Annotated in this window: 22 protein-coding genes and 1 tRNA gene; 11 read left to right on the top strand and 12 right to left on the bottom strand. The window is 68.7% G+C overall.

All coding sequences use genetic code 11. From position 1 onward, the window contains the following. Positions 1-79 precede the first annotated feature (79 nt). Genes EG854_RS10395 through hisC form a run of 4 tightly spaced genes read left to right on the top strand, consistent with a single transcriptional unit; the run spans position 80 to position 5,806 of the window. The gene (locus EG854_RS10395; protein WP_241153209.1) at positions 80-2,980 is read left to right on the top strand and encodes an ATP-dependent DNA helicase; all 2,901 of its coding nucleotides are present in this window, start codon (positions 80-82) and stop codon (positions 2,978-2,980) included. Further along, entirely contained in the window at positions 2,977-4,041 is a 1,065-nt protein-coding gene (locus EG854_RS10390) for a DUF2125 domain-containing protein (RefSeq protein WP_123288054.1), read from the top strand. Before EG854_RS10395 ends, EG854_RS10390 begins: the two co-directional genes overlap by 4 nt. After that, on the top strand, positions 4,041-4,688 hold the full coding sequence (locus EG854_RS10385; protein WP_123288053.1) for a hypothetical protein: 648 nt from the start codon (positions 4,041-4,043) through the stop codon (positions 4,686-4,688). The genes EG854_RS10390 and EG854_RS10385 overlap by 1 nt, the downstream gene beginning before the upstream one ends. A gap of 23 nt (positions 4,689-4,711) precedes the next feature. After that, on the top strand, positions 4,712-5,806 hold the full coding sequence (hisC, locus tag EG854_RS10380; protein ID WP_123288052.1) for a histidinol-phosphate transaminase: 1,095 nt from the start codon (positions 4,712-4,714) through the stop codon (positions 5,804-5,806). A gap of 4 nt (positions 5,807-5,810) precedes the next feature. Here the strand turns inward: hisC and EG854_RS10375 are convergent, their stop codons facing one another. From EG854_RS10375 to EG854_RS10360, 4 genes are all read right to left on the bottom strand, one after another. Next, positions 5,811-6,251: a hypothetical protein gene (locus tag EG854_RS10375; protein WP_123288051.1), complete on the bottom strand. Its 441-nt coding sequence runs from the start codon at positions 6,249-6,251 to the stop codon at positions 5,811-5,813. Further along, a complete protein-coding gene (locus EG854_RS10370) occupies positions 6,251-7,075 on the bottom strand; it encodes a TIGR02186 family protein (RefSeq protein ID WP_123288050.1) in 825 nt (274 codons plus the stop codon). Before EG854_RS10370 ends, EG854_RS10375 begins: the two co-directional genes overlap by 1 nt. A gap of 2 nt (positions 7,076-7,077) precedes the next feature. Continuing rightward, complete coding sequence (locus tag EG854_RS10365) at positions 7,078-8,001, bottom strand: sulfite exporter TauE/SafE family protein (RefSeq protein ID WP_123288049.1); 924 nt, start codon at positions 7,999-8,001, stop codon at positions 7,078-7,080. 124 nt (positions 8,002-8,125) lie between these two features. Continuing rightward, positions 8,126-10,834, bottom strand: a complete 2,709-nt coding sequence (locus EG854_RS10360; RefSeq protein WP_164462000.1) for an SEL1-like repeat protein — start codon at positions 10,832-10,834, stop codon at positions 8,126-8,128. Positions 10,835-11,033: 199 nt separating this feature from the next. Between EG854_RS10360 and EG854_RS10355 the strand changes: the two genes are divergently transcribed. The 3 genes from EG854_RS10355 (at position 11,034) to EG854_RS10345 (ending at position 12,011) form a co-directional block, all read left to right on the top strand. Then, a complete protein-coding gene (locus tag EG854_RS10355) occupies positions 11,034-11,237 on the top strand; it encodes a hypothetical protein (protein ID WP_123288047.1) in 204 nt (67 codons plus the stop codon). A 61-nt stretch (positions 11,238-11,298) separates the two neighbouring features. Then, positions 11,299-11,808: a pyridoxamine 5'-phosphate oxidase family protein gene (locus EG854_RS10350; protein ID WP_123288046.1), complete on the top strand. Its 510-nt coding sequence runs from the start codon at positions 11,299-11,301 to the stop codon at positions 11,806-11,808. Continuing rightward, positions 11,808-12,011 (top strand): hypothetical protein, encoded by a 204-nt coding sequence (locus EG854_RS10345; RefSeq protein WP_123288045.1) that lies wholly within the window; start codon positions 11,808-11,810, stop codon positions 12,009-12,011. The genes EG854_RS10350 and EG854_RS10345 overlap by 1 nt, the downstream gene beginning before the upstream one ends. A gap of 3 nt (positions 12,012-12,014) precedes the next feature. Here the strand turns inward: EG854_RS10345 and argF are convergent, their stop codons facing one another. The 5 genes from argF to EG854_RS10320 all read right to left on the bottom strand — a co-directional run bounded on the left by argF (position 12,015) and on the right by EG854_RS10320 (position 15,933). Next, the gene (argF, locus tag EG854_RS10340; RefSeq protein ID WP_375782298.1) at positions 12,015-12,932 is read right to left on the bottom strand and encodes an ornithine carbamoyltransferase; all 918 of its coding nucleotides are present in this window, start codon (positions 12,930-12,932) and stop codon (positions 12,015-12,017) included. 44 nt (positions 12,933-12,976) lie between these two features. Next, positions 12,977-13,225, bottom strand: coding sequence for a GxxExxY protein (locus tag EG854_RS13305; protein WP_277424051.1), 249 nt, complete (start codon positions 13,223-13,225; stop codon positions 12,977-12,979). A gap of 21 nt (positions 13,226-13,246) precedes the next feature. Then, on the bottom strand, positions 13,247-14,425 hold the full coding sequence (locus EG854_RS10330) for an aspartate aminotransferase family protein (RefSeq protein ID WP_123288085.1): 1,179 nt from the start codon (positions 14,423-14,425) through the stop codon (positions 13,247-13,249). 108 nt (positions 14,426-14,533) lie between these two features. Further along, complete coding sequence (locus EG854_RS10325; protein ID WP_123288042.1) at positions 14,534-15,067, bottom strand: YcxB family protein; 534 nt, start codon at positions 15,065-15,067, stop codon at positions 14,534-14,536. Between the two features lie 17 nt (positions 15,068-15,084). Beyond that, entirely contained in the window at positions 15,085-15,933 is an 849-nt protein-coding gene (locus EG854_RS10320; protein ID WP_123288041.1) for an ABC transporter permease, read from the bottom strand. A 211-nt stretch (positions 15,934-16,144) separates the two neighbouring features. On the opposite strand from EG854_RS10320, the gene gcrA reads away from it, so the two are divergent. Continuing rightward, the gene (gcrA, locus tag EG854_RS10315; RefSeq protein WP_123288040.1) at positions 16,145-16,663 is read left to right on the top strand and encodes a cell cycle sigma 70 cofactor GcrA; all 519 of its coding nucleotides are present in this window, start codon (positions 16,145-16,147) and stop codon (positions 16,661-16,663) included. A 252-nt stretch (positions 16,664-16,915) separates the two neighbouring features. On the opposite strand, the gene apaG is transcribed toward gcrA, so the two are convergent. Then, the gene (gene apaG / locus EG854_RS10310; RefSeq protein ID WP_123288039.1) at positions 16,916-17,320 is read right to left on the bottom strand and encodes a Co2+/Mg2+ efflux protein ApaG; all 405 of its coding nucleotides are present in this window, start codon (positions 17,318-17,320) and stop codon (positions 16,916-16,918) included. Positions 17,321-17,405: 85 nt separating this feature from the next. On the opposite strand from apaG, the gene EG854_RS10305 reads away from it, so the two are divergent. From EG854_RS10305 to EG854_RS10295, 3 genes are all read left to right on the top strand, one after another. Further along, on the top strand, positions 17,406-18,431 hold the full coding sequence (locus EG854_RS10305; protein ID WP_123288038.1) for a 2'-deoxycytidine 5'-triphosphate deaminase: 1,026 nt from the start codon (positions 17,406-17,408) through the stop codon (positions 18,429-18,431). Positions 18,432-18,639: 208 nt separating this feature from the next. Further along, positions 18,640-18,716, top strand: a tRNA-Lys gene (locus tag EG854_RS10300). A gap of 42 nt (positions 18,717-18,758) precedes the next feature. Beyond that, entirely contained in the window at positions 18,759-19,526 is a 768-nt protein-coding gene (locus tag EG854_RS10295) for a hypothetical protein (protein WP_164461999.1), read from the top strand. 19 nt (positions 19,527-19,545) lie between these two features. On the opposite strand, the gene EG854_RS10290 is transcribed toward EG854_RS10295, so the two are convergent. Next, complete coding sequence (locus tag EG854_RS10290) at positions 19,546-20,814, bottom strand: MFS transporter (protein ID WP_123288036.1); 1,269 nt, start codon at positions 20,812-20,814, stop codon at positions 19,546-19,548. Next, entirely contained in the window at positions 20,811-21,281 is a 471-nt protein-coding gene (locus EG854_RS10285; protein WP_123288035.1) for a cupin domain-containing protein, read from the bottom strand. The genes EG854_RS10290 and EG854_RS10285 overlap by 4 nt, the downstream gene beginning before the upstream one ends. Positions 21,282-21,321: the final 40 nt, after the last annotated feature.

Raw genomic sequence — 21,321 nt, 5'->3', positions numbered from 1 at the left:
CCTCTGGTCGAGCCAAAGGATGACGGGAACTGTGCCGCGTTCCCGTTCCGTTTCGGCGCGGGCGCGGGTATGAGGGGGCGTGTCCCTTGTCGCTGCTCCTCCTTCGTCGCTGACCCTCGACCTGCCGCCAGCGCTGGCGACTCCGCCGGGTGCGGGGGCGGTGGCGGATGGGGCGGGGGCGCGGGCGATCGGGCGGGGAGCGGCCGAGGGGCTGTTCTGTGGGCCTACGCCAGTGCTGGTCGCCCATGCGGGGCTGACAGCGCGGCGGCTGGGGCTGGAGGCGCCGGCGCGGGTGGCCCACCTGCTGGATGTGCTGGAGCTGTTCGTCTTTGTGCGGCCGGCGCGGTTCTGTGCGCCGACGCCGACCGGGCTGGCCATTGCGCTGGGGCTGGACGAGCCGGTCGGGGCGGTGGCCCAGGCCGAGGCGCTGCGGGCGGTGGCCGGGCGGTTACTGGGCGAGCTCATGGCGGCGGACTATCCCGACCTTGAGGCGGCGCTGACGCTGAACGGGACGCTGACCCGGGCGGGCTGGAGCTGGGGCGAGCGGATTGATCAGGCGCTGCGGGCCGGGCTGGAGGCGGCGGGCCGGGGCGTGCGCGACCGGCGCGAGCCTGGCACGGGGCTGGACGTCTGGAACCGCCTGTCGGAATGGGAGGAGGTCGCGCCGCGCGGCGAGGCCGGATCGCACCCGGTCGACAGCGAGAGCGCCCGCATCCGGCTGGATCATATGCTGAAGGGGCTGGGTCTGGATGAGGCGCGGCCGACCCAGTCCGACTATGCCGCCGAGGCGGCCTTTGCCTTTTCCCCGCGCGATCACAAGGACCAGCCGCGCGCCCTGCTGGCCGAGGCGGGCACGGGCACGGGCAAGACGCTGGGCTATCTGGCGCCCGCCGCCCTGTGGGCCGAGCGCAACCACGGCACCGTCTGGGTCTCGACCTATACCCGCGCCCTGCAGCGCCAGATCGCGCGCGAGGGTCTGGCTCTGCCCGATCATGAGGGGCAGACGCGGCGGCGGGTGGTGGTGCGCAAGGGACGCGAAAACTACCTCTGCCTGCTGAACCTGCAGGAGATGGTGCAGCAGGCGCAACTGGGCGCGGGCGATGTAGTGGGGCTGGGCCTGACGGCGCGCTGGGCCGGGGCCTGTGCCGATGGCGACATGACGGGCGGGGATTTTCCGGCCTGGCTGCCGGGGCTGTATGCGGGCCCTGCCGCCCATCAGCCCACGCCCGCCAATCTGGTCGACCGGCGCGGCGAGTGCATCCATGCCGCCTGTGCCCACTATCGCCGCTGCTTCGTGGAAAAGACGGTGCGGGCTGCGCGCCACGCCGATGTGGTGATCGCCAACCATGCGCTGGTCATGGTGCAGGCCGCCTTTGACGGGGCGCGCGCCGCCCGCCATCCGACCACAGACAGCGAGACCGCCGCCCTGAAGCGGATCGTGTTCGACGAGGGCCACCATCTGTTCGAGGCCGCCGACAGCGCCTTTTCCTCCAGCCTGTCCGGTCAGGAGGCCGCCGAGCTGCGCCGCTGGATCCGGGGGCCGGAGACGCGGGCCCGGCGCGGGCGCGGGCTGGAGCAGCGGCTGGGCGATCTGATCGGTGATGATGGCGCAGCACGAAAGGCGCTGGGCGATGTGCTGGCCGCCGCCACCCGCCTGCCGGGCGAGGGGGCGCAGGGGCGCATCCTGCGGGGCTCTGAGTCGGGTGCACCGACCGGGCCGGTCGAGGTGTTTCTGGCCGCGGCGCTGGACCAGCTGCGCGCGCGGGCCGATCCGCGTGGGGGCTCGGAGGATCAGGGCATGGAATGCGCCGCCCGGCCGGCCATCCCCGACCTGATCACGGCAGCCGCCAAGGCCGCCGAGGCGCTGGCCGCGGTCGAGGCGCCGCTGCTGGCCCTGTCGCGTCACCTCGAGGATGTGCTGACCGAGGAGGCCGAGACGCTGGACGGCGGGGCGCGGGCCCGGATCGAGGGGGCGCTGCGCGGGCTGGACCGGCGGGCGCGCATGACCCTGCCGTCGTGGCGGGCCATGCTGAATGATCTGGCGTCCGGCGATGGGGGGGGCGACTTTGGGGGCGATCCCGATTTCGTCGACTGGCTGTCGGCCGAGAGCGCCTTTGGCCGGTTGTCGGATGTATCGTTGCGCCGGCACTGGGTTGATCCGACCCAGCCGCTGGAGGCAACCGTGATCCGCCCCTCGCACGGGGTGCTGGTCACCTCGGCCACCCTGACCGATCCGGACTTTGGCGAGGACCCCTTCCACCTGGCGCGGCTGCGCTCGGCCACCGGGCGGCTGGAGACGCCGGTGCGGACGCTGAAGGTCGAGAGCCCGTTTGATTATGCCAGCCAGTCGAAGGTGATTGTGGTGACCGACGTCCCGCGCGACGATCCGCGCCGGACGGCGGCGGCCATGCGGGCGCTGTTCCTGGCCTCGGGCGGCGGGGCGCTGGGCCTGTTTACCGCCATCCGCCGGCTGAAGGCGGTCTATGGCCTGCTGGGGCCCGAGCTGGGCCGGGCGGGCCTGCCGCTCTATGCCCAGCATATCGATCCGCTGGACGTGGGGGCGCTGGTCGATGTGTTCCGGACCGAGCGCGACAGCTGTCTGCTGGGCACCGATGCCATCCGCGACGGCGTCGATGTGCCGGGACGGTCGCTGAGGCTCTTGGTATTTGACCGGGTGCCCTGGCCCCGGCCGGACCTGCTGCACCGGGCGCGGCGGGAACGGTTCGCGCGCGCCGACGCTTCAGGCGGGGGCCGGACCTATGACGATGCGCTGGCGCGCGGGCGCATGGCCCAGGCCTTTGGCCGGTTGATCCGGCGCGCCGACGACAAGGGGGTGTTCGTGATGCTGGATGCGGCCTGCCCCACGCGGCTTTTCGGCGGCCTGCCCCCCGGTGTAGAGGTCGAGCGCATGGAACTGGCCGAAGCGGTCGCCACCCTTTCCCGGTTCCTCGGCCCCGAAGATCACAGGACGTCTGTATGACCGCTGACATGCCCGCCCGTCGCCACAGCCGCCGGGGCCTGTTCATTCCGCTGATCGTGGTGCTGGCCCTGCTGGTCGCCTGGACCGGCTGGTGGTTCGTGCTGACCCAGAGGATCGAGCGGGAAGTTCTGGCCCGCGCCGAGACCCTGCGCGAGGCGGGCTGGGAGATCAATCACGGCAAGATCGAGATCGATGGCTGGCCCTTCCGCGCCCGGCTGGCCCTCAGCGCGGTCGAGGTGGTCGCACCCTCGGGCCACGGGGCCCGCGCACCCGAACTGGTGGCCGAGGCCAATGCCTATGCCCCGCTGCACTGGGTGGTGATCGCCCCGGACGGCCTGACGATGCTGCGCGCCGACAAGGGCCGGGTCTTTGTGAACGCGGAGGCCATCCGCATGAGCGTGCGCGATGTGTCCGAAGCCTGGCCGCAGATGGCGCTGGAGCTGATCGAACCGACCTTCCAAGCCGAGCCGGGGGCCGAGGCCTTCCCGATTTCCGCCGCAGAACGCCTGACGCTGGAGGCGCGCCCGGCGACCGCCCGGCCCCGGGATGCCGCAGCGCCGGCGCCCGCCGCCGATGATCTGGATGTGTTGTTCCAGATGGTCGAGGGCCGGGGCCGTGAGGCGGGCCCGGTCGACCGGCTGACCGGCGAGGGACGGCTGAGCGTGCGCACCGAGGTGACGCTCGAACGCGCCGGGGCCCTGACCGGCATGGACCGCGCCGGGGTCTTCGATAGCTGGACACAGGCCGGGGGGCGCTTTGCCAATGTGCGGGTCGAGCTCCAGTCCGGCGACAGCCGCGCCCTGCTGACCGGCGGGCCGCTGGTGGCCGATGAGGACGGGCGGCTGAACGGCAGCCTCAGCGTGCGGGCCGAGCGCGCGGCGCCGGCGCTTGCCGGTCTGGCCACCACCGAGGACAGTGTGGTGAACCGGGCCCAGGCCACCGCCGCCGCCGGTGCCGCCGCCGTGGCCGAGCGCGCGCCCGTGTCCCTGACGCTGGAGTTCCGGGACGGTCGCACCTGGCTGGGACCCTTCACGCTTGCTCCCGCGCCCCGGCTGTTCTGATGGCCGCGAGCGATCTGACCCGGCTGATCGAGGCCCTGTCGAGCCTTGCGCCCCCGTCCGGCGACGGCGAGGCGATTGCGGACCTGCGCCGGGCGCTGAACGCCCTGCCTGCCGATCAGAAGGCCACGGTTCGCGCGGTGCTGGGCCGGGTGGAAGGCGCTGCCTCCGGGCCCCTGCATGTGCATGGCGGACTGTCGGCCCTGCTGGCGGCGGACCGGTTCGGTCTGGGATTTGAGCGGCTGGCCAAGGTCGAGGACGGGCTGAAACAGGCCGCCGGGGGTGCCCGCGTATTGATGGACCTGGCCGGGGTCACGGCCTGGTGGGGGCGGCTGCTGGCCACACCCGACGTCCACGTCATCGGCGCCCTGCCCGACACGGCCGCCCGCCTGCCGCAGGCGCTGATGATTGCGCGCGGCCGGCCCGAGCCGACCGGCGATGACCGCACCTTCTGGGTGACCGACTCAGCGATGCCCGAGACCCGGCTGGTCGAGGTTCTGGGCCTGAACGGTCTGGCCGCCGCGCCGCTGATCGCAACCGGCGGCTTGAAGCTGATGATGATCGCAGGCTATGTGCAGGCCGACGACGGGCGGCTGGACGGCCTGCCCGGCACCCTGACCGGCGTCATCGGCGCTGCTCCCCTTTTCTGAAATTCAGACCCCGCGAGGACCCCATGACCGACGCCAAGGCCCCCGCCCCCAAGCCCGGCATTCTCGACATCGCCCCCTATGTCGGCGGCAAGTCCAACATCGACGGCGTGGCCCAGCCCATGAAGCTGTCCTCTAACGAGAACATGCTGGGCGCCGGCGAGAAGGCGCGCGAGGCCTATGCCAACGCCGTCAGCGGCATCCACATCTATCCCGATGGCCGGGCGGCGAAACTGCGCTCGGCGGTGGCCGACAAGATGGGCCTCGAGCCCGAGCGGCTGATCTTCGGCAATGGCTCGGACGAGGTGTTTGCCCTGCTGAACCAGACCTATCTGACGCCCGGCGACAACATCGTCTCGGGCCAGTACGGCTTCCTCGCCTACCGCATCTCGGCGAAAGCCAACCAGGCCGAGGTCAAGCTGGCGCCCGAGCCGGACTACAAGCTCACGCCCGAGGCCATTCTGGGTCAGGTCGATGAGCGCACCCGCATCGTCTATGTCTCCAGCCCGTCCAACCCGACCGGCAGCTACAATACCGCCGAGGAAATCCGCCAGCTGCACGCCGCCCTGTCGCCCGACATCATTCTGGTGATCGACGAGGCCTATGCCGAATATGTCACCGAGCCGGACTGGCAGAGCAGTTTCGACCTGGCCCGCGACAGCGAGAACATCGTCGTCACCCGCACCTTCTCCAAGATCCACGGCCTTGGCGGCCTGCGCATCGGCTATGGCTATGCCCCGCTGAAGGTGGCCGAGGCGGTCGACCGCATCCGCCTGCCCTTCAATGTCTCGGTCGCCGGGATCGAGGCGGCGGTCGCGGCGCTGGGCGATGAGGCCCACCAGCAGGCCTCGCGCGAGCTGATCCAGACCTGGCGTCCGCGCCTGACCCAGGCCATCCGCGGCTTTGGCTTTCAGGTCCTGCCCAGCGCCGGGAACTTCGTGCTGGTCCGCTTCAAGGACGTGGACCAGTGCCAGGCCGCCAATGCCTATCTGAACACCAAAGGCATCATTGTCCGCCCGGTCGGCGGCTATGGCTTGCCCGAGGGGCTGCGCATCACCATCGGCACCGACGACCAGAACCGCGCCGTCATGGACGCCCTCAGCGAGTTCGCGGCGAGCTGAGGGCTCAGCAGGCGATCTTGGTTGCCTCGGGCCACCCATCGTCCAGTCGAAGGCATTCGGTGGGCTTCAGGCGATCTACCTCCACCAGGTCAGCGCGATCTCGTCTGACTTCACCGACATCGACGACGCGACCGTCGCGGATGAGCGCGACGGCCGTGATGCCGTCGTTGCGGTCAATTCCGATACGATCGAACCTTGCCTGCATCCATGGTGACGCACGCGGCAGGTCAGGGCTCGAGTAAGGCTCATAAACGAGGATCTCGTCCCACGGGCCCAGCCTCAAGGCGCTCATGCGGATCATGCGATCTTCCGCACCTTGCGTCCGGTCAGCGAGTACCTCGATCTGACGACCGACATCAGCGTCGGGCGATCTGAAATCGCAGCCTGAAATGGCGGATGCAAAAGCCGCAGCTACCCCGACCACAAGAATGCGCGCCATCGCCATCACCCCCTCCGGAACACCCGGCTCGCGCCCCAGCCGGTGAAGGCGGCGAGGATCACGCACAGGATGCCGTAGGTCCACGGGCGACCGTGGGCGAACTCATAGATGCCGCGCTCGATGCCGACCTTTTCGACGGTCAGTTCCAGCTCGGTGCTGGAGACCGGCTCGCCGTCCTGAAACAGCCAGACCTCGGCGTGATAGGTGCCCGTCGGCGCGCTGGTGGGCAGCACCACCTCGGCCCGGAACAGGCCGTCGTCGACAAAGCGCACGCCCTGCGGATCGGCGGCATACAGGCCCTCGTCCTCGCGCAGGCGGATCACGGCCCGGCGCCAGTCAAGATAGTCCTCGCCCAGACGGCTGACCACGACGTCGCGCACACCATATCGGGTCACCGTGCGGCGTTCCTCCGGAGCAGCGATGCGCAGATGGTCCAGCCCCACGCCCAGCCGCCGCAGCTGGCCGAAATTGGCGATGTCGCTGAGCGGGCGGGTGGACGACGTCATGTAAAAGCCGGGCGCGCCCTCGAACAGCACCGGCCGGCTGTTCTGCCAGACACCCGCCGTCTGGGACTTGCGAACCAGACGCACGGGGGCATCCGGGCCGCGCACCACCACGACCACATCGGCGGGCGTGTCGGTCGGGTTGAACACGGCCCCGTAGAGAACGATCGACGCCCCGGTGAAGCCCGAGTCGACCTGCACCTCCGTATCGGTCAGGGCGGCCGAGATGCGCAGGATGCGGCCGGTGGCAACCGACGGGTCCCGCACCCGCGCCGGGGCCGGCGCTTTGGCCACGACGGCCGGCGACGGGGGGGGCAGGTCCTGCATCATCATTCCGGCACCCCCGGCGCGATGGCGAACATGTCACTGGGCCGCACGAACAGTTCCAGCCCCATATAGATGCCGACGCCCAGCACAATCAGCCCCAGCATGGCCCGCAGCTCCTCGCCCCGGAAGCGGCCCGACAGGCGCGCGCCATACTGGGCCCCGATCACTCCGCCGAACAGCAAGAGGGACGACAGCACGATGTCGACCGTCTGGTTGCGTCCGGCCTGCAGCACCGTGGTCATGGCCGTGGTGATGATGATCTGGAACAGGCTGGTGCCGACGACGACCGAGGCCTTCATCCGCAGCACATAGAGCATGACGGGCAGCAGGATGAAGCCGCCACCCACCCCCATGATGGCCGACAGAATGCCGACCCCGCCGCCCAGCGCGATCGGCGGAATGGCCGAGATATAGAGGCCGGACTTGGGGAATTTCATCCGCCACGGCAGGCCGTAAAGCCACATCGGGCGGCGGCGCTGTTTGCGCGGGGCTGGCTGACCCCGACGGCGGCGCAGGATCTGCTCCAGACTTTCCTTCAGCATCAGGGTGCCGATGACGCCGAGGAACAGCAGATAGGCCAGAGCGACGACCAGATCGGCCTGACCCATCAGGCGCAGCCAGCGGAACATTTCGACGCCGACGAAGGCGCCCATGATGCCGCCCCCGGCCATGATGCCGCCCATGCGGAAGTCGACCGCCCCGCGCGAGGAATAGCTGATCACGCCCGAGGTGGAGGAGGCGACGACGTGGCTGGCCTGACTGGCGACGGCCACGGTCGGGGGGATGCCGAGGAACACCAGGATCGGGGCCATGAGGAAGCCGCCGCCGATGCCGAACAGACCCGAGACAAAGCCGACCACCCCTCCCAGAAGAACCAGGACAGGCCAGTTCACCGAAACCTCGGCGATCGGCAGATAGATATCCAAAGGGCGACCTTCGGCTGGAACAGAACCCGGAATCGGCGTGACCGTCAGGGCTTAGACCCGCGCACCGACCGTGGCCAGTGCATGAACGTGACAGGTGAAGACCAACCCCGTGCGGGGCCGGGGATCAGCTGGCGTCCGGCAGGCTTCCGGGCAGATAATCCTGGGCCATATCCTCGGCCCGGACGCGCTCGGCCTCGCTCAGAAGCGCGCCGACGCGGGTCACCGAGCTGGCGGCCTGTTCATCGCCCGAGCGGGCCGCGACCCGGTACCAGGCATAGGCCTCGATGTTGTTGACCGGCATGCCGCCTTCGCCGCGCTCATGGATGACGGCGGCATTGAACTGGGCATCGACCAGACCGGCCCGCGCCGCGCGCTGGATCCAGTCCAGACCCATCGGCCGGTCCGGCGTGCCGTCGGCCCCCTCGAACAGGCGCATGCCATAGGCAAACATGCCGCGCGGATAGCCGCTCTCGGCCGAGCGGCGGGTCCAGTCGAGGCTTTGGCCCATGTCCACCGGGGCCCCGGCCTCGCCGGTTTCAAACAGTCCCGCCAGCATCAGCTGCGCCGGGCCATAGCCCAGTTCGGCCGACTGGGTCAGCAGATCGAGACCCGCCGGATCGTCTTCCTCAATGGCGGTCAGGGCGCGCTCATAGAGGTCCGTTGCCTGGGCCACCGCTTCGGCGGACAGGGGCGCGGCGCCGGTGGCCAGCGCCACCAAAGCCGTCCCGGCCGCCGGATCGCTCGCACCGGCGGGCGTCCAGGGCATGGCCTGGCCCGTCAGTTCGGTAAAGGCATAGAGGCCGCCCATCAGGGTGACCGCGACCGCCGAGGCGCCCAGCGCCTTCTTCATGGTCGAGCCATCGCGGCTGGCCTGACGGTCCATCCGCTCCTGCAGGCGCGACTTGCCGCCGCGCTTCAGGCCAAAGGCCGAGCGGGTCGGTTCCGGCTCGGGCGCTGTCATGGCGGCGCGCGCGGCTTCGACCGCGCCGCGCGTCGAGCTGGATGCCCGACCGGCAGCGGCCGCCGCCCGCAGGGTACGCGGATCGACGAAATCGGTCTCGCCCGAGAATTCGTCGTCGTCGGGGGCCGTCGCCGCCAGAACATCCGAGACATCAGCCCCGCCGAAATCCTGCGGCGCACGGGCGACCGGGGCCGGGTTGGCGGCGGCCGGGCTGCCGAACGGGGCGGACGCGGCGCGGGGCGCGGCGAACCGGGGCGTATGGGGCTCATCGACCGGCTCGGGAGCCGGGACGGTCGCGGCGGGCTCGGGCGCACTGGCCGTCACGCCGCCGGTCGGGAAGGGGTCGGCCGGGCCGTCCAGCGGGTCGCTGGACCAGATCGGATCATCGGCCATGGCGGCCACGCCAAAGGCTCCGGCGCGCCAGTCAGCGGGGGCCGCGACAGGCTCGGGCTCGGCGACCGGCTCAGGCTTGGGGGCTTCGGGCTCACCCCGGCGGGCCATGCTCTCGCGGGCCTCGGCCAGCAGGCGGGCGGTGCGTTCCTCGCTCTGGCGCATGCGCTCGGCCAGCTCGCCCGAGGCGCGGTCATAGTGTTGTTCGATGCGCGAGGAGCTGTCGGTCAGCTTCTGGCCGATCTCGTCCAGCGCCTGGGTCGAGCGGCGCTCGGACTCGGCGATCCGCTCGCTGAGGCGGTCGGAAATCCGGCCGATCTCGGTGCCCAGTTTTTCCAGCGCCAGCGCATGGCGGTCCTCGCTGGCCACCAGACGGCGCTCGACGCCCTGGGTCTTGATCTCCAGATCGCGTTCCAGCCGGTCCATGCGGGCCGGGCTGTCGATCTCCATCTTCTGGACGCGGCCGTTCAGGTTCTGGGCGATGCGCAGCACCTCGCGGCCCATGACCTCGACCGCCTGGGCCGAGCCGCGCTCGGCCTGACGCACCTGATCGCCGAGCGCCGCGACCGCGCGCTCCATCCGCTCCATGCGGTTTTCGGACTGGGCCGTGTCCAGCCGGTGCAGCATTTCCGTGCGGCTGGCCTCGACCTGACGGGTCAGGGCCTCGGCCAGTTTTTCCAGACGCCCGTCGAAGCGCTCGGCGGGGTCGACACCCCGGCCCCGAACCTCGGCGCGCGCCTCGGTTAGACCCAGACGCCGGTCGAGTTCAGAGAAGGCCCGCTCCAGCCCGCGCAGGGCCTCGCCCGTCTGGGCCTGGGCGGCGTCCAGCCGGCGGCCGACGTGCTCGAGGATCTCGACGCCGCGATTGGCCTCGGCGGTTTTCTCGACCGCGTCCAGCCGCTGGCGCAGCTCATGGGTGCCGATCCGCTGGCGTTCCTCGATGTCATAGAGTCGGCTGGACAGGGCCCCGATGGCCGTCTCGGTCTTGGCAAAGCCTTCGGCCGTGCTCGGGCCGGTCTCCTGCTCGAAGCGGCGCAGGCGGCGATGCCCCTCGCGCAGTTCTTCGGCGATGTCATCGATGCGGCGGACCACACCGTTGTCGCGCCCGTCCTGGGCATCCAGACGCCGGACCAGACCGGCGACAGCCTGATCCACGCCCTGAATGGCGATGGTCGAGCGACGCTCGGCCGCCTCCAGCCGTTCGGCCATCATCTCGACGGTGGCCGACAGACGCTGGACCGGGTCGTCACCGCCCAGACCATAGGCATCGTCCAGACGGCGGCTGCGGCTGCGGCGCTCATAGGTGTCGGCGACATGGGCACGGCGGGGCAGAGGGACGATCCCGTCCTCGTCATCGCCTTCCATGATCATGGAATTGAGCCACTCGCCCAGAGTCATCCCTGAACGGCGGGCAAGGTCCTTGGCGACTTCGCGAGCCTTGGGGTCTATCCCCTTTACGCTCCACGGCGCGGCTGCGCTCACTGATTCGCCTCCCGACCACTAGACATTGACGCTACTCATCCAGATCAGGGGTGTAAACGTGTGGTTAACCCCAAGATATAGCGATCACGCCATCTTCCTGTGGACATCCGACCCGCTTCGGCCCTCACAAACGTGATTTAGTGAACAAACGGGGTTAACGCCCCGTAAAGATTAACCCTCTGGCAAGGACCGGGACCTGATGCCGCTGATCCCGACCCTGATTGCGCTGGCCGTCGTCGTCGGCTTCGGCCTGTTTGCCGGCTGGCGCGGGGCCCGGCCGCCGGACCTGATCCGGGGGCCGCGTCTGGTGCCCTGGCGGTTCCTGATGATCGCGGCGGCAGCCGTCGCTCTCCCCCTGCTGGTCCATCTGGTGCGATTGGTCGCGGGCGCGCCCGACGCCTGACCGGAACCTGATCGGCCCTGTCCTGTTCTTTTGGGTAACCCCCCGAAACAGGAGCCCTCCCATGGCCGACACCCGCCTCAGCCCCGCCGAAGCCGAAACCGAATTCTGGAAACATCTCGAAAAATCCAACACCGGCATGCTGGGTCTGGACCGGCCCGGCTATCACAGCCAGCCGATGACCGCCTTCCACGATGAGGCGACCGATACGATCTGGTTCTTCACCCGCGACGACACCGATCTTGTGCGTGACGTGGGCGAAGGGACCTCGGCCATGTTCACCTATGCGGCCAGGGACCAGCATGTGTTCGCCTGCATCCATGGCACCCTGATGCGCCACAACGACCGCGAGAAGATCGACCGCTGGTGGAACCCGGTGGTGGCCGCCTGGTACCCCGACGGCAAGGACGACCCCCATCTGACCATGCTGCAGTTCACGCCCGGCGACGGTCGCATCTGGGTGGCGGACAAGGGCGCCTTCGGCTTTGCCTATGAAATCCTCAAGGCCAACATCACAAAGACCACGCCCGACAGCGGCGGCGTCGCCGACGTCAATCTGGGAGGCACCCGCTGATGGACGAAATCCGCGCGCGTCTAAAGGCGTTCCGCACCACCGACTGGCTGATCCTGATCGCCGTGGCCCTCATCGGGTCGGTGATCCTCGACGGCATCATCGGCCTGATCGTCGGCGCCATCGTCGGCTATCTGGGCATCCTCGCCTGGCACAAGGGCGCCTTCCGCAGCCGTCGCGGCCCGCCGGACGAGCCCCGGGTCTGAGGCTCAGCTCCCCGCCAGACACCAGGCCAGCACGGCCTTTTGCGCGTGGATGCGGTTTTCGGCCTCGTCCCAGACCAGCGAGCGAGGCCCGTCGATCACGGCGTCGGTGACCTCCTCGCCGCGGTGGGCCGGCAGGCAGTGCAGGAAGACGGCGTCGGGCGCGGCCTCGGCCATCAGGCCGTCGTCGACCGTATAGCCTTCGAAGGCTTCCAGACGCTCTTCATAGTCCTGATCGCCCATCGACACCCAGGTATCGGTGACCACCACATCGGCGCCGCGTACCGCCTCATGCGGGTCGGACGTCAGCGTCACCGACGGCCCGCCGACGGTCAGGTCGCGCAGATCGGGATGGTATTCCGGCGGGCAGGCGACATTCAGGTGAAAGCCCAGTTTCTGCGCCGCATGCATGAAGCTGTGGCAGACATTGTTGCCGTCCCCGACCCAGGCCACCGTCTTGCCGGCGATCGGGCCGCGATGCTCCTCGATGGTCATCAGATCGGCGAGGATCTGACAGGGGTGGCTGCGGTCGGTCAGGCCGTTGATGACCGGCACGGTCGAAAACCGGGCAAAGCGTTCGACGTCCTCATGGTCATTGGCGCGGATCATCACCGCATCGACCATGCGCGACAGCACCCGCGCCGTATCCTCGACCGGCTCGCCCCGGCCCAGTTGCATGTCCGACGCCGTGGCGATGATCGACGATCCGCCCAGCTGGCGGATGGCGGCGTCGAAGCTGAACCGGGTGCGGGTCGAATTCTTCTCGAAGATCATCGCCAGCACATGGTCGCGCGCGGGGGCATCCGCATCGACCCAACCCTTCGGCCTGCCCTTGCGCGCTGCCTTGCGGGCGTGGGCATCATCCAGAATGGCCCGCAGGTCATCGGCCGGCAGCCGGGAGATGTCGAGAAAGTGTCGGGTCATGGGCAGTCACGAGCGGGGGATAGGAGGGGAAGAAAAGGGGTTCATCACAAAGAGCACAAAGGATGCACGAAGGACACAAAGAGGGCGGTGCGATCTCGTCGGTTGCGCCGATCAAACGACCAGGCGACCTTTGAAAATCGGAGATAAGTCAGCAGTTGAGCCGTGTGGATCGACGCCAGGGCGTCGATCGATTTGATCTCGATCACAATGCAGTCTTCGACCAGAAGGTCGAGACGGCTGACAGGGGCTCGGTCTCTTTGCGGCCTTCGTGCATCCTTTGTGCTCTTCGTGATGAACCTCTTCAGGCCACGCCGCTATCCGGCCTTCATCTTCCCCCGCGCGAACTCGCACGTCCGCTCGAACCGTTCGATGACGTCGGCGGCGTCTTCGCGGGTGAAGTTGAGGGGGGGCAGCATGCGGACGCAGTTGTCGCCGCCGCCGGCCACCAGCAGCTGGTTTTCGTCGCGGGCCCAGCCCATGAATTCGCGGTTGTTGGGTTTCAGCTTCACCCCGATCAGCAGGCCCTTGCCGCGCACATCCTCGATCACATCGGGGAAGCGTTCCTGCAGCCCGGCCAGCTGCTGTTTCAGATAGCCGGCGATCTCGCGCACATTCTCGAGGGTCTCGGGCTTGGTGATCTCGTCATAGGCGGCCAGTCCGACCGCCATGGCCAGCGGATTGCCGCCGAAGGTCGAGCCGTGCACCCCGACTGTCATGCCCTTTGCCGCCTTGTCCGAGGCCAGGCACGCCCCGACCGGGAAGCCGCCGCCCAGCGCCTTGGCGATGGCCATGATGTCGGGCGCCATGCCGGCCCATTCGTGGGCCCACAGCTTGCCCGTCCGGCCCATGCCGCACTGGACCTCGTCGAAGATGATCAGCACCCCGTGTTCGTCGCACAGCTCGCGCAGGCCGCGCAGGCAGACTTCGGGCACCGAGCGCGCGCCGCCCTCGCCCTGCACGGGCTCGAGGATGATGGCCGCGGTATCAGGCCGGGCGATGGCTGCCTTGATGGCGTCGTGATCGCCGAAGGTCAGCTGCGAATAGCCGGGCAGGCGCGGGCCAAACCCTTCGACATAGTTGGGATTGCCCGCCGCATTGATGGCGCCATAGGTGCGGCCGTGGAACGAGCCGTCAAAGCCGTAGATCTCGATCCGCTCGGGCTGGCCGTTGGCGTGGTGATATTTGCGGGCGGTCTTCAGCGCGCACTCGACCGCTTCCGAGCCCGAGTTGGTGAAGAACACCGCGTCGGCAAAGCTGTCGGCGCACAGCCGGTCGGCCAGCTCTTCCTGACCCGGGATCTGGAAGATGTTCGAGACGTGCCACAGCTTTTCGGCCTGATCCTTGACCGCCTGCACCAGCCGCGGGTGGGCGTGGCCCAGGGCGTTGGTCGAAATGCCCGAGACGCAGTCCAGATAGACGGTGCCGTCGGTCGCATAGAGGCGCGGCCCCTTGCCATGATCGACCGCCAGCGGCGCGCGGTTGTAGACACCCATCAGATGGCTGGACACGGGATCGGACCTCCAGAACGCGAAAGCCCCGGCGCGGGAACGGCACCGGGACCGATGAAACAGATGTCAGGCGTTGTCCGCCTCCGCCCCCGCTTAGTCAACACCGGGGGGTGGACCGTCCGTGATCGTCACCCCGGCGCCCGCTATCAGGGCCTGCAAGGCGGCATCCTGCTCGGGCGTCAGTAGCCGTCGTGGCAGAACCGGATTGTGAGCGGGCGTGAAGAGGAAGACATAGCGGTTCGGGTACCGAATGACCCCCCTCATGGCCGACCAGTACGTCCGGCTCTCCGCGTACATATTGCCAATTGCCAGCCCTTGATGATCGATCACGTATGTCGAGGCCTGACTTCCAGAGGCTGTGCTGCGGTGAAATTTCAGCTGGCGTCTGGCGAGCCACTGCCTCGCAGCGAGTTTGCCCAGCAAGGCGGCGACAGCAATCCCTACCGCCGCAGCCTTGGCCAAACCGGGTGCAGGGAAGATGAAGATCAGAACGACCAGTGCGGCCAGACCTCCGACCTCAATAAGAAGTGGCACTTCGGCCCAGCGCAGGGCGTCTTCCCAGCCCGTCTCCCCGGGCTGCAACTCCTCCGGCGTTGCCCGGACATGTTCGACGACGACCCGATCCATCGAAACCTTCTCCTGCCTCAGCTCTTCAGCCGCCAGCCTGAGCGGAACACGGCCCAGCAGATGACGGCGAACACAACCGTCAACGCGCCGGCTGCCGCGCCGCCGATCAGCAGATTGCTCTCGGCCTGGCCGATGAAGCCGGCCCTGAAGCCGTCGATCAGATAGAAGAAGGGGTTGAAGCGGCTGAAGGTGGCGAACGGCTCGGGCAGGCGCTCGACCAGATAGAAGGCACCCGACAGGAAGGTGAGCGGCATGACCACGAAATTCTGCACCGCCGACAGCTGGTCGAACTTCTCACTCCACAGACCGGCCAGCACCCCGACCATCCCCATCAGCAGGCTGGCACACAGGCCGAACCACAGGATCAGGCCGAGGTTCTGGATCTCAAGCTGCGCGAACGGCAGCACGCACAAAGCGGTCACCAGCCCGACCACCAGTCCGCGCGTGGCGGCGCCGAGGGTAAAGCCGATGGTCAGCTCCAGCGGGCTGAGCGGCGGGGTCAGGAAGTCGGTGGCTGTGCCCATGATCTTGGCCTGGATCAGGCTGGAGGATGAGTTGGCAAAGGCGTTGTTCAGCATGGCCATCATGATCAGGCCCGGCGCCACGAACTCGGCAAACGGCGTGCCGTGCAGGGGCGGGCGCCCGCCCTCGAAGGCCACCACGAACACCAGCATATAGAGCAGGGTCGTCACCACCGGGGCGGCGACCGTCTGGGCCCCCACCTTCCAGAAGCGGCGAACCTCGCGGAGATACAGCGTCCAGACACCGATCCCGTTGATCCCTGCATAGCGGCGCGGCACGGGCGGGCCCTTGGCGGCATCGGCGGTGGCGAGGTCAGCGAGGGTGGAGGGCGTGCGTTCGGTCATGTCCGGCCAGATGCGCCCGATAGGGCTCCGGTTCAAGCCAAACGGCCCCCGGAGCCTTCAGCGAACGCTGATTCAAGATGTGGTTTCTGTGGACACTCCGAATCGCACATCTTGCGTCTGTTAACGAGAGGTTTACGACTGGTTGTGGGTCAGGCGCTCCAGACGGGGCACCCGACGCAAGATATTGAATCGACCAAACCGGGAGGATGGCATGACCGCAGGCTGGACCGAGGATCGCGTTGGCGCACTGACCAAGCTCTGGCTTGAGGGCCAGTCGGCCAGCCAGATCGCCAAGGCTCTGGGCGGTGGCGTGACCCGCAACGCCGTGATCGGCAAGGTGCACCGCCTGGGCCTGTCGGGCCGGGCTGCGCCCAGCCAGCCGGCGCGCACGACCTATCGCCCCACCCGCCCGCGCGCGGCGGCCCCCGCCCCGGCCCAGCCGTCGGCCCCGCGCCGCATCGAGGCCGCCCAGTCGCGCCCCGTGCCGCCGACCCGTCCCGACCCGACCCCGGAAATGCCCGGCACGGCCACGGTCATGACGCTGGGTGCCCATATGTGCAAATGGCCGATCGGCGATCCGTCCTCGACCGAGTTCAGCTTCTGCGGCCGTCGCGCCTCGGAAGGCGTCTATTGCGTCGAGCACGCCCGGGTCGCCTATCAGCCCCAGGTCAAGCGCGGCTCCAAGGACGGCAGCACCGATCTCGCTCGTTCGCTGCGGCGGTACATCTGAGTGACGAGTGGCGAGTGGCGAGTTCTGCTTTCGCCGCCGACTGTGTCTGACTACTCGTCACACGCCACTCGCCACTCGTCACTCCTGAGGCTTTCAGGATCGCCCCTTGTGGGCCACCACCCCCTCGTCTGGCGTTCGCGCCGGGCGAGCCTTCGGGGGGCGGGGCTGCGGTTCTCCGGGTTGACGCAGCCCCGGCCTCGAAAATTTGGGGCGCTAACGCTCGCCGCGCGGCGGCTCGCTGCTTGAGCGCAGTCAGTTCAACGTCCTCGCGCCCGGCACGTCGAGGCTGAAGGCGGGGATTTCGGCCTCGAACCGTTCGCCGTCGGGCGTTTCCATCACATAGCTTCCGCGCATGGCCCCGGAGGGCGTCGGTAGCGGGCAGCCCGAGGCATAGCTGTGGCTGTCGCCGGGCGCGATCACCGGCTGTTCGCCGACCACGCCGTCGCCGATCACCACCTCCTCGCGGCCCGTGGCATCGGTGATGACCCAGTGGCGGGACAGCAGCTGTACCGGCACGCCGGTCAGATTGACGATCTCGATCTGATAGGCCCAGACCCACAGCCCCTCGTCGGGGTTCGAGCGCCCGGCGAGATAGCTGGGCTGAACCTTGACGCGGACGCCCCGGGTTTCGGCGGTATAGGCGGCACTCTCATACATGCCCCCATGCTCGCCCCGCCGCGCGCGCGCCGCAAGCCTGTTTCGGCTTGACGACTCGCCCGGAAATCCGTGGAAGACTGAGGCCATGACCTTTACCGCTTCCCGCCCCGGCATCCTGCCCTGCCAGGCCATCGATACCCTGATCGCCGCCGGGGCCGTGACCTCGGACACGCCCTTTGATGCCGATCAGGTCCAGCCCGCCAGTCTGGACCTGCGCCTGTCCGACCGGGGCTGGCGGGTGCGCGCCTCCTTCTTGCCCGGCGAGCGCACGGTCGAGACCCGCATCCAGGACGTGGTCATGCACACCATCGACCTCGACGGCGGGGCGGTGCTGGAAAAAGGCTGCGTCTATATCGTCAAGCTGCAGGAGCGGCTCAGCCTGCCGCCCGGCGTGGTGGCCCGCGCCAATCCGAAAAGCTCGACCGGCCGGGTCGATGTGTTCGTCCGCCTGATGACCGACCGGGGCGCCACCTTTGACGATGTGGCCGAGGGCTATGACGGGCCGCTGTATCTGGAAATCGCGCCCCAGACCTTTTCCGTGCTGGTCCGCCCCGGCACCCGGCTGAACCAGCTGCGGCTCAAGGCGGGCGAGCCCCCCCGTCTTGAAACCCGCAGCGTCGGCGTCGATCTGGCCTTCAAAAATGAGGGCGGCATCGTCGGCTATCGCGGGCGTCGCCACGCCGGCCTGATCGATCTGGACAAGGTGGCCGGCCACGACCCCGCCGACTTCTGGGAGCCGCTGCGCGCCCAGCGCGGCGAGCTGATGCTGGACCCCGGCGAATTCTACATTCTGGCCTCACGCGAAGCGGTCGAGATCCCCGTCGACCAGGCCGCCGAAATGACCCCCATCGACCCCTCGGTCGGCGAGTTCCGCGTGCATTATGCCGGCTTCTTCGACCCCGGCTTCGGCACCGACGAGGCGCACGGGGCGGGCTCAAGGGGCGTGCTCGAGGTCCGCACCCACGACACCCCCTTCATGCTGGAACACGGCCAGATCGTCGCTCGCCTGGTCTATGAACCCCTGACCGAACGCCCCGACCGCCTCTACGGCGAAGGCGGCAGCCACTACCAGAGCCAGGGGCTGAAGCTCAGCAAGCATTTCCGGGCGTAGCTCCTCCCCCGTGCAACGGCGTAGGGGGACCGCGAAGCGGTGGAGGGGGCGGAAACGCCCGCGTGCTTTCCTCCGTCACCCTCGGACTTGATCCCAGGGTCGGTCCGGGCTGATCGGTTGAGAGCCGCACCAAAGCCCGCCGTCGACACTGGCACGGTTCCTGCTCCACTCATCCTTGTCCGGGTCATTCCGGGACATGACAAGTGACGGGCGTTTAGCTCAGTAGCGCAGAGCGGCGGCTTCTTAACCCGCAGGTCCGTGGTTCAAGTCCACGAACGCCCCCCACTTCATGTCTGAACAGAGGTCGGGGAGGTTGCCTTGTCGTGGATGACAGTAAGTACGGGGCTGGCCGGGCTGTGCGGACTGGCCGTCTGCCTTCACGCGTGGAGGGTTCGCGAGCGGGGCAATGGTGCCAACCCGGCCGTGCTGTCCCGGACCGGGATAGGTGTGCTCATCCTCACCTGGGGCGTGCTGGTGCCGATCACTCTCTATCTGTGGCGTGAAGGCCTTGCGGCCCCCTGGCTGTTCGGGGCTGAAACCTATGATGGCGGCGTGGTGGAAACCGTCACTGCCGTCGGGCTGATCCTGATCGTCGTATTGGCCGTACGGGAGGCGGTCGTCTCCCGCGCTGTACTCAAGGTCGGCTTCTGGTCAGGCGTCGCCCTGTTCGGGGTTCTGGCCTTTGGCGAAGAAGCCAGCTGGGGCCAGCACATCTTCCAATGGTCCGCGACCGGGGCCTTCGCCACCGCGAACCTTCAGGCCGAAACCAATCTGCACAACTTCGTCTCACCCCGGCTCTATGACATTGCCTATGCGGTAGTCGGCTGGGGCATGGTTGTCGCGGCGGGCCTGCTGAGCCTGCGGCCGCCATGGCTGGCTCCACTGCTGCGTCAGCCCCCCCTGGACCGGAGGTCGGTGATCCGGATCGCGCTGCTGGTTTCGGCCGGTGCGCTTCTCCAGCACGAACTGTTTGAAGAGATGGCCGAGGCGGTCGCCATTCTGGCCTTCGTCTTCATTCAGGCCGAACTGGCCCTGACCCGGCCTGCCACCCGTGTGCCCGCGCACCATCCCGCCGCCCCGTGCCCCTCCGCATAGGCGGCGCGAGCGAGACCCCTCACTCCAGCCGGTCCGCCTTCCTGAGGTCCGGGAACATCTTCGCCCAGATGCCCGTCGAGGCCAGGGCGCCGAACCCGCCGAAGACCGCCGCGCCTACGGGCCCCAGCAGCCGCACCATCACGCCGGAATAGGCCTCGCCCAGTTCGTTCGACGCCCCGATGAACAGCATGGAGACCGAGCTGACCCGGCCGCGCATGTGATCGGGCGTGGCCAGCTGGATCAGGGTCTGGCGGATATTGACGCTGATCATGTCGGCGGCGCCGCCGATCAACAGCACCAGCGCCGACAGCCAGGCCATCCGCGACAGGCCAAACGTCAGGGTGCAGATGCCGAACACCGCCACCGCCGCCAGCATCCAGGTGCCGCCGTTGCGGGTGATCGGAAACCGGCTGAGATAGACCGCCATCGCCAGCGCCCCGACCCCGAAGGAGGCGCGCAACAGGCCAAACCCCAGCGCCCCCACATGCAGAATGTCGCGCGCGAACACCGGCGTCAGCAGGGCCACGCCCGCGAACATGACGACCACCAGATCCAGCGAAATGGCGCCCAGCACGATCTTGGTCTTCCACACATAGCGCAGGCCCTCGGTCACGGCCTGCAGCCGCGTCAGCCCCGTCTGGATGACCGGCGGGCGCCCCGAGGTGCGGATCAGCAGCAGGGCGGTGACCGCCACGGCGAACATCACCGCCGACACGCCATAGGCCAGCGGCACCGACAGGCCGACGATCAGCCCGCCCAGCGCCGGGCCGGCAATGGCGCCGGTCTGAAAGGCGATCGACTGGGCGGCAATCGCCGGGGCCAGCGCCCGCCGGCCGACCACCATGGGCAGGAAGGCCTGGGTCGCGGGGGCCAGAAACGCGCGCGCGGCGCCAAAGACGGCGGCAATCGCCAGCAGCCCCCACAGCGGCGGATCGCCCCGGATCGCCAGCGCGAGGAAGGCCCCCGCGCAACTGCCCTCGACCAGAACCGACAGGATGACCGTCGTCTTGCGGTCGCGCCGGTCGGCCATGGCCCCGGCGGGCAGGGTCAGGGCCAGCAGCGGCAGGAATTGCGCCAGCCCCACCAGCCCCAGATACAGGCTGGCCTGTTCGATCGGATGGTCGCGCCGGGCGATCTCATAGACCTGCCACAACAGGGCCGACGACTGGATCTGGATGCCCAGCACCGCCGCCAGACGGCCCAGCCACAGCCAGCGGAAATCGGGCACCGACCAGGGACTGGCCGGGCCTTCGCTTAAGAGAGAGGCGTCGGGTCGCTCGTCGCTCACGTGCGCCGGTCAGACTTGGGGTAAGGCGTGCCGTCGCGGTGCGAGAAGACGCCCGAGCGGAAGGTCATGTCGATGTCGGGATATTCGCCCTGGTCGCCGCCGGGCTTGCGGGTGCCGACCTCGAGCAGGACGGCATCGGCGTCGCTGCGGTTTTCCAGCTTGTGGCCGTTTTTGACCCCCGCCTTGAACCCGGCGCAGTCGCCGGCGCGCAGCACGGTCTCGCCCTCATCCTCGACCAGCACCACCTCGCCCGACAGCACCCAGACGAATTCGTCCTCGCCTTCATGCCAGTGACGCTGGCTGGACCAGGCGCCGGGCGGCAGGGTCAGATGGTTGACGCCGAACTGGTCCAGACCCACGGCATCGCCCAGCTTCAGCTTCCGGCGCGCCTTGCACGGCCCGGCGTGCTCCTCGGGATAGGTGGTGCCGTCGGCCCGCGGCGCTGTGTTCAGATCGATACGGGGCATGGGGTCTTCTCGCAGGTCCTGACACCTCCTAAAGCATGGA

The organism is Brevundimonas halotolerans (assembly GCF_003730275.1).
Lineage (GTDB): Bacteria > Pseudomonadota > Alphaproteobacteria > Caulobacterales > Caulobacteraceae > Brevundimonas > Brevundimonas halotolerans.
Note: the sequence above shows the minus strand (reverse complement) of the source record. Positions and strands in the feature narration are given on the sequence as shown.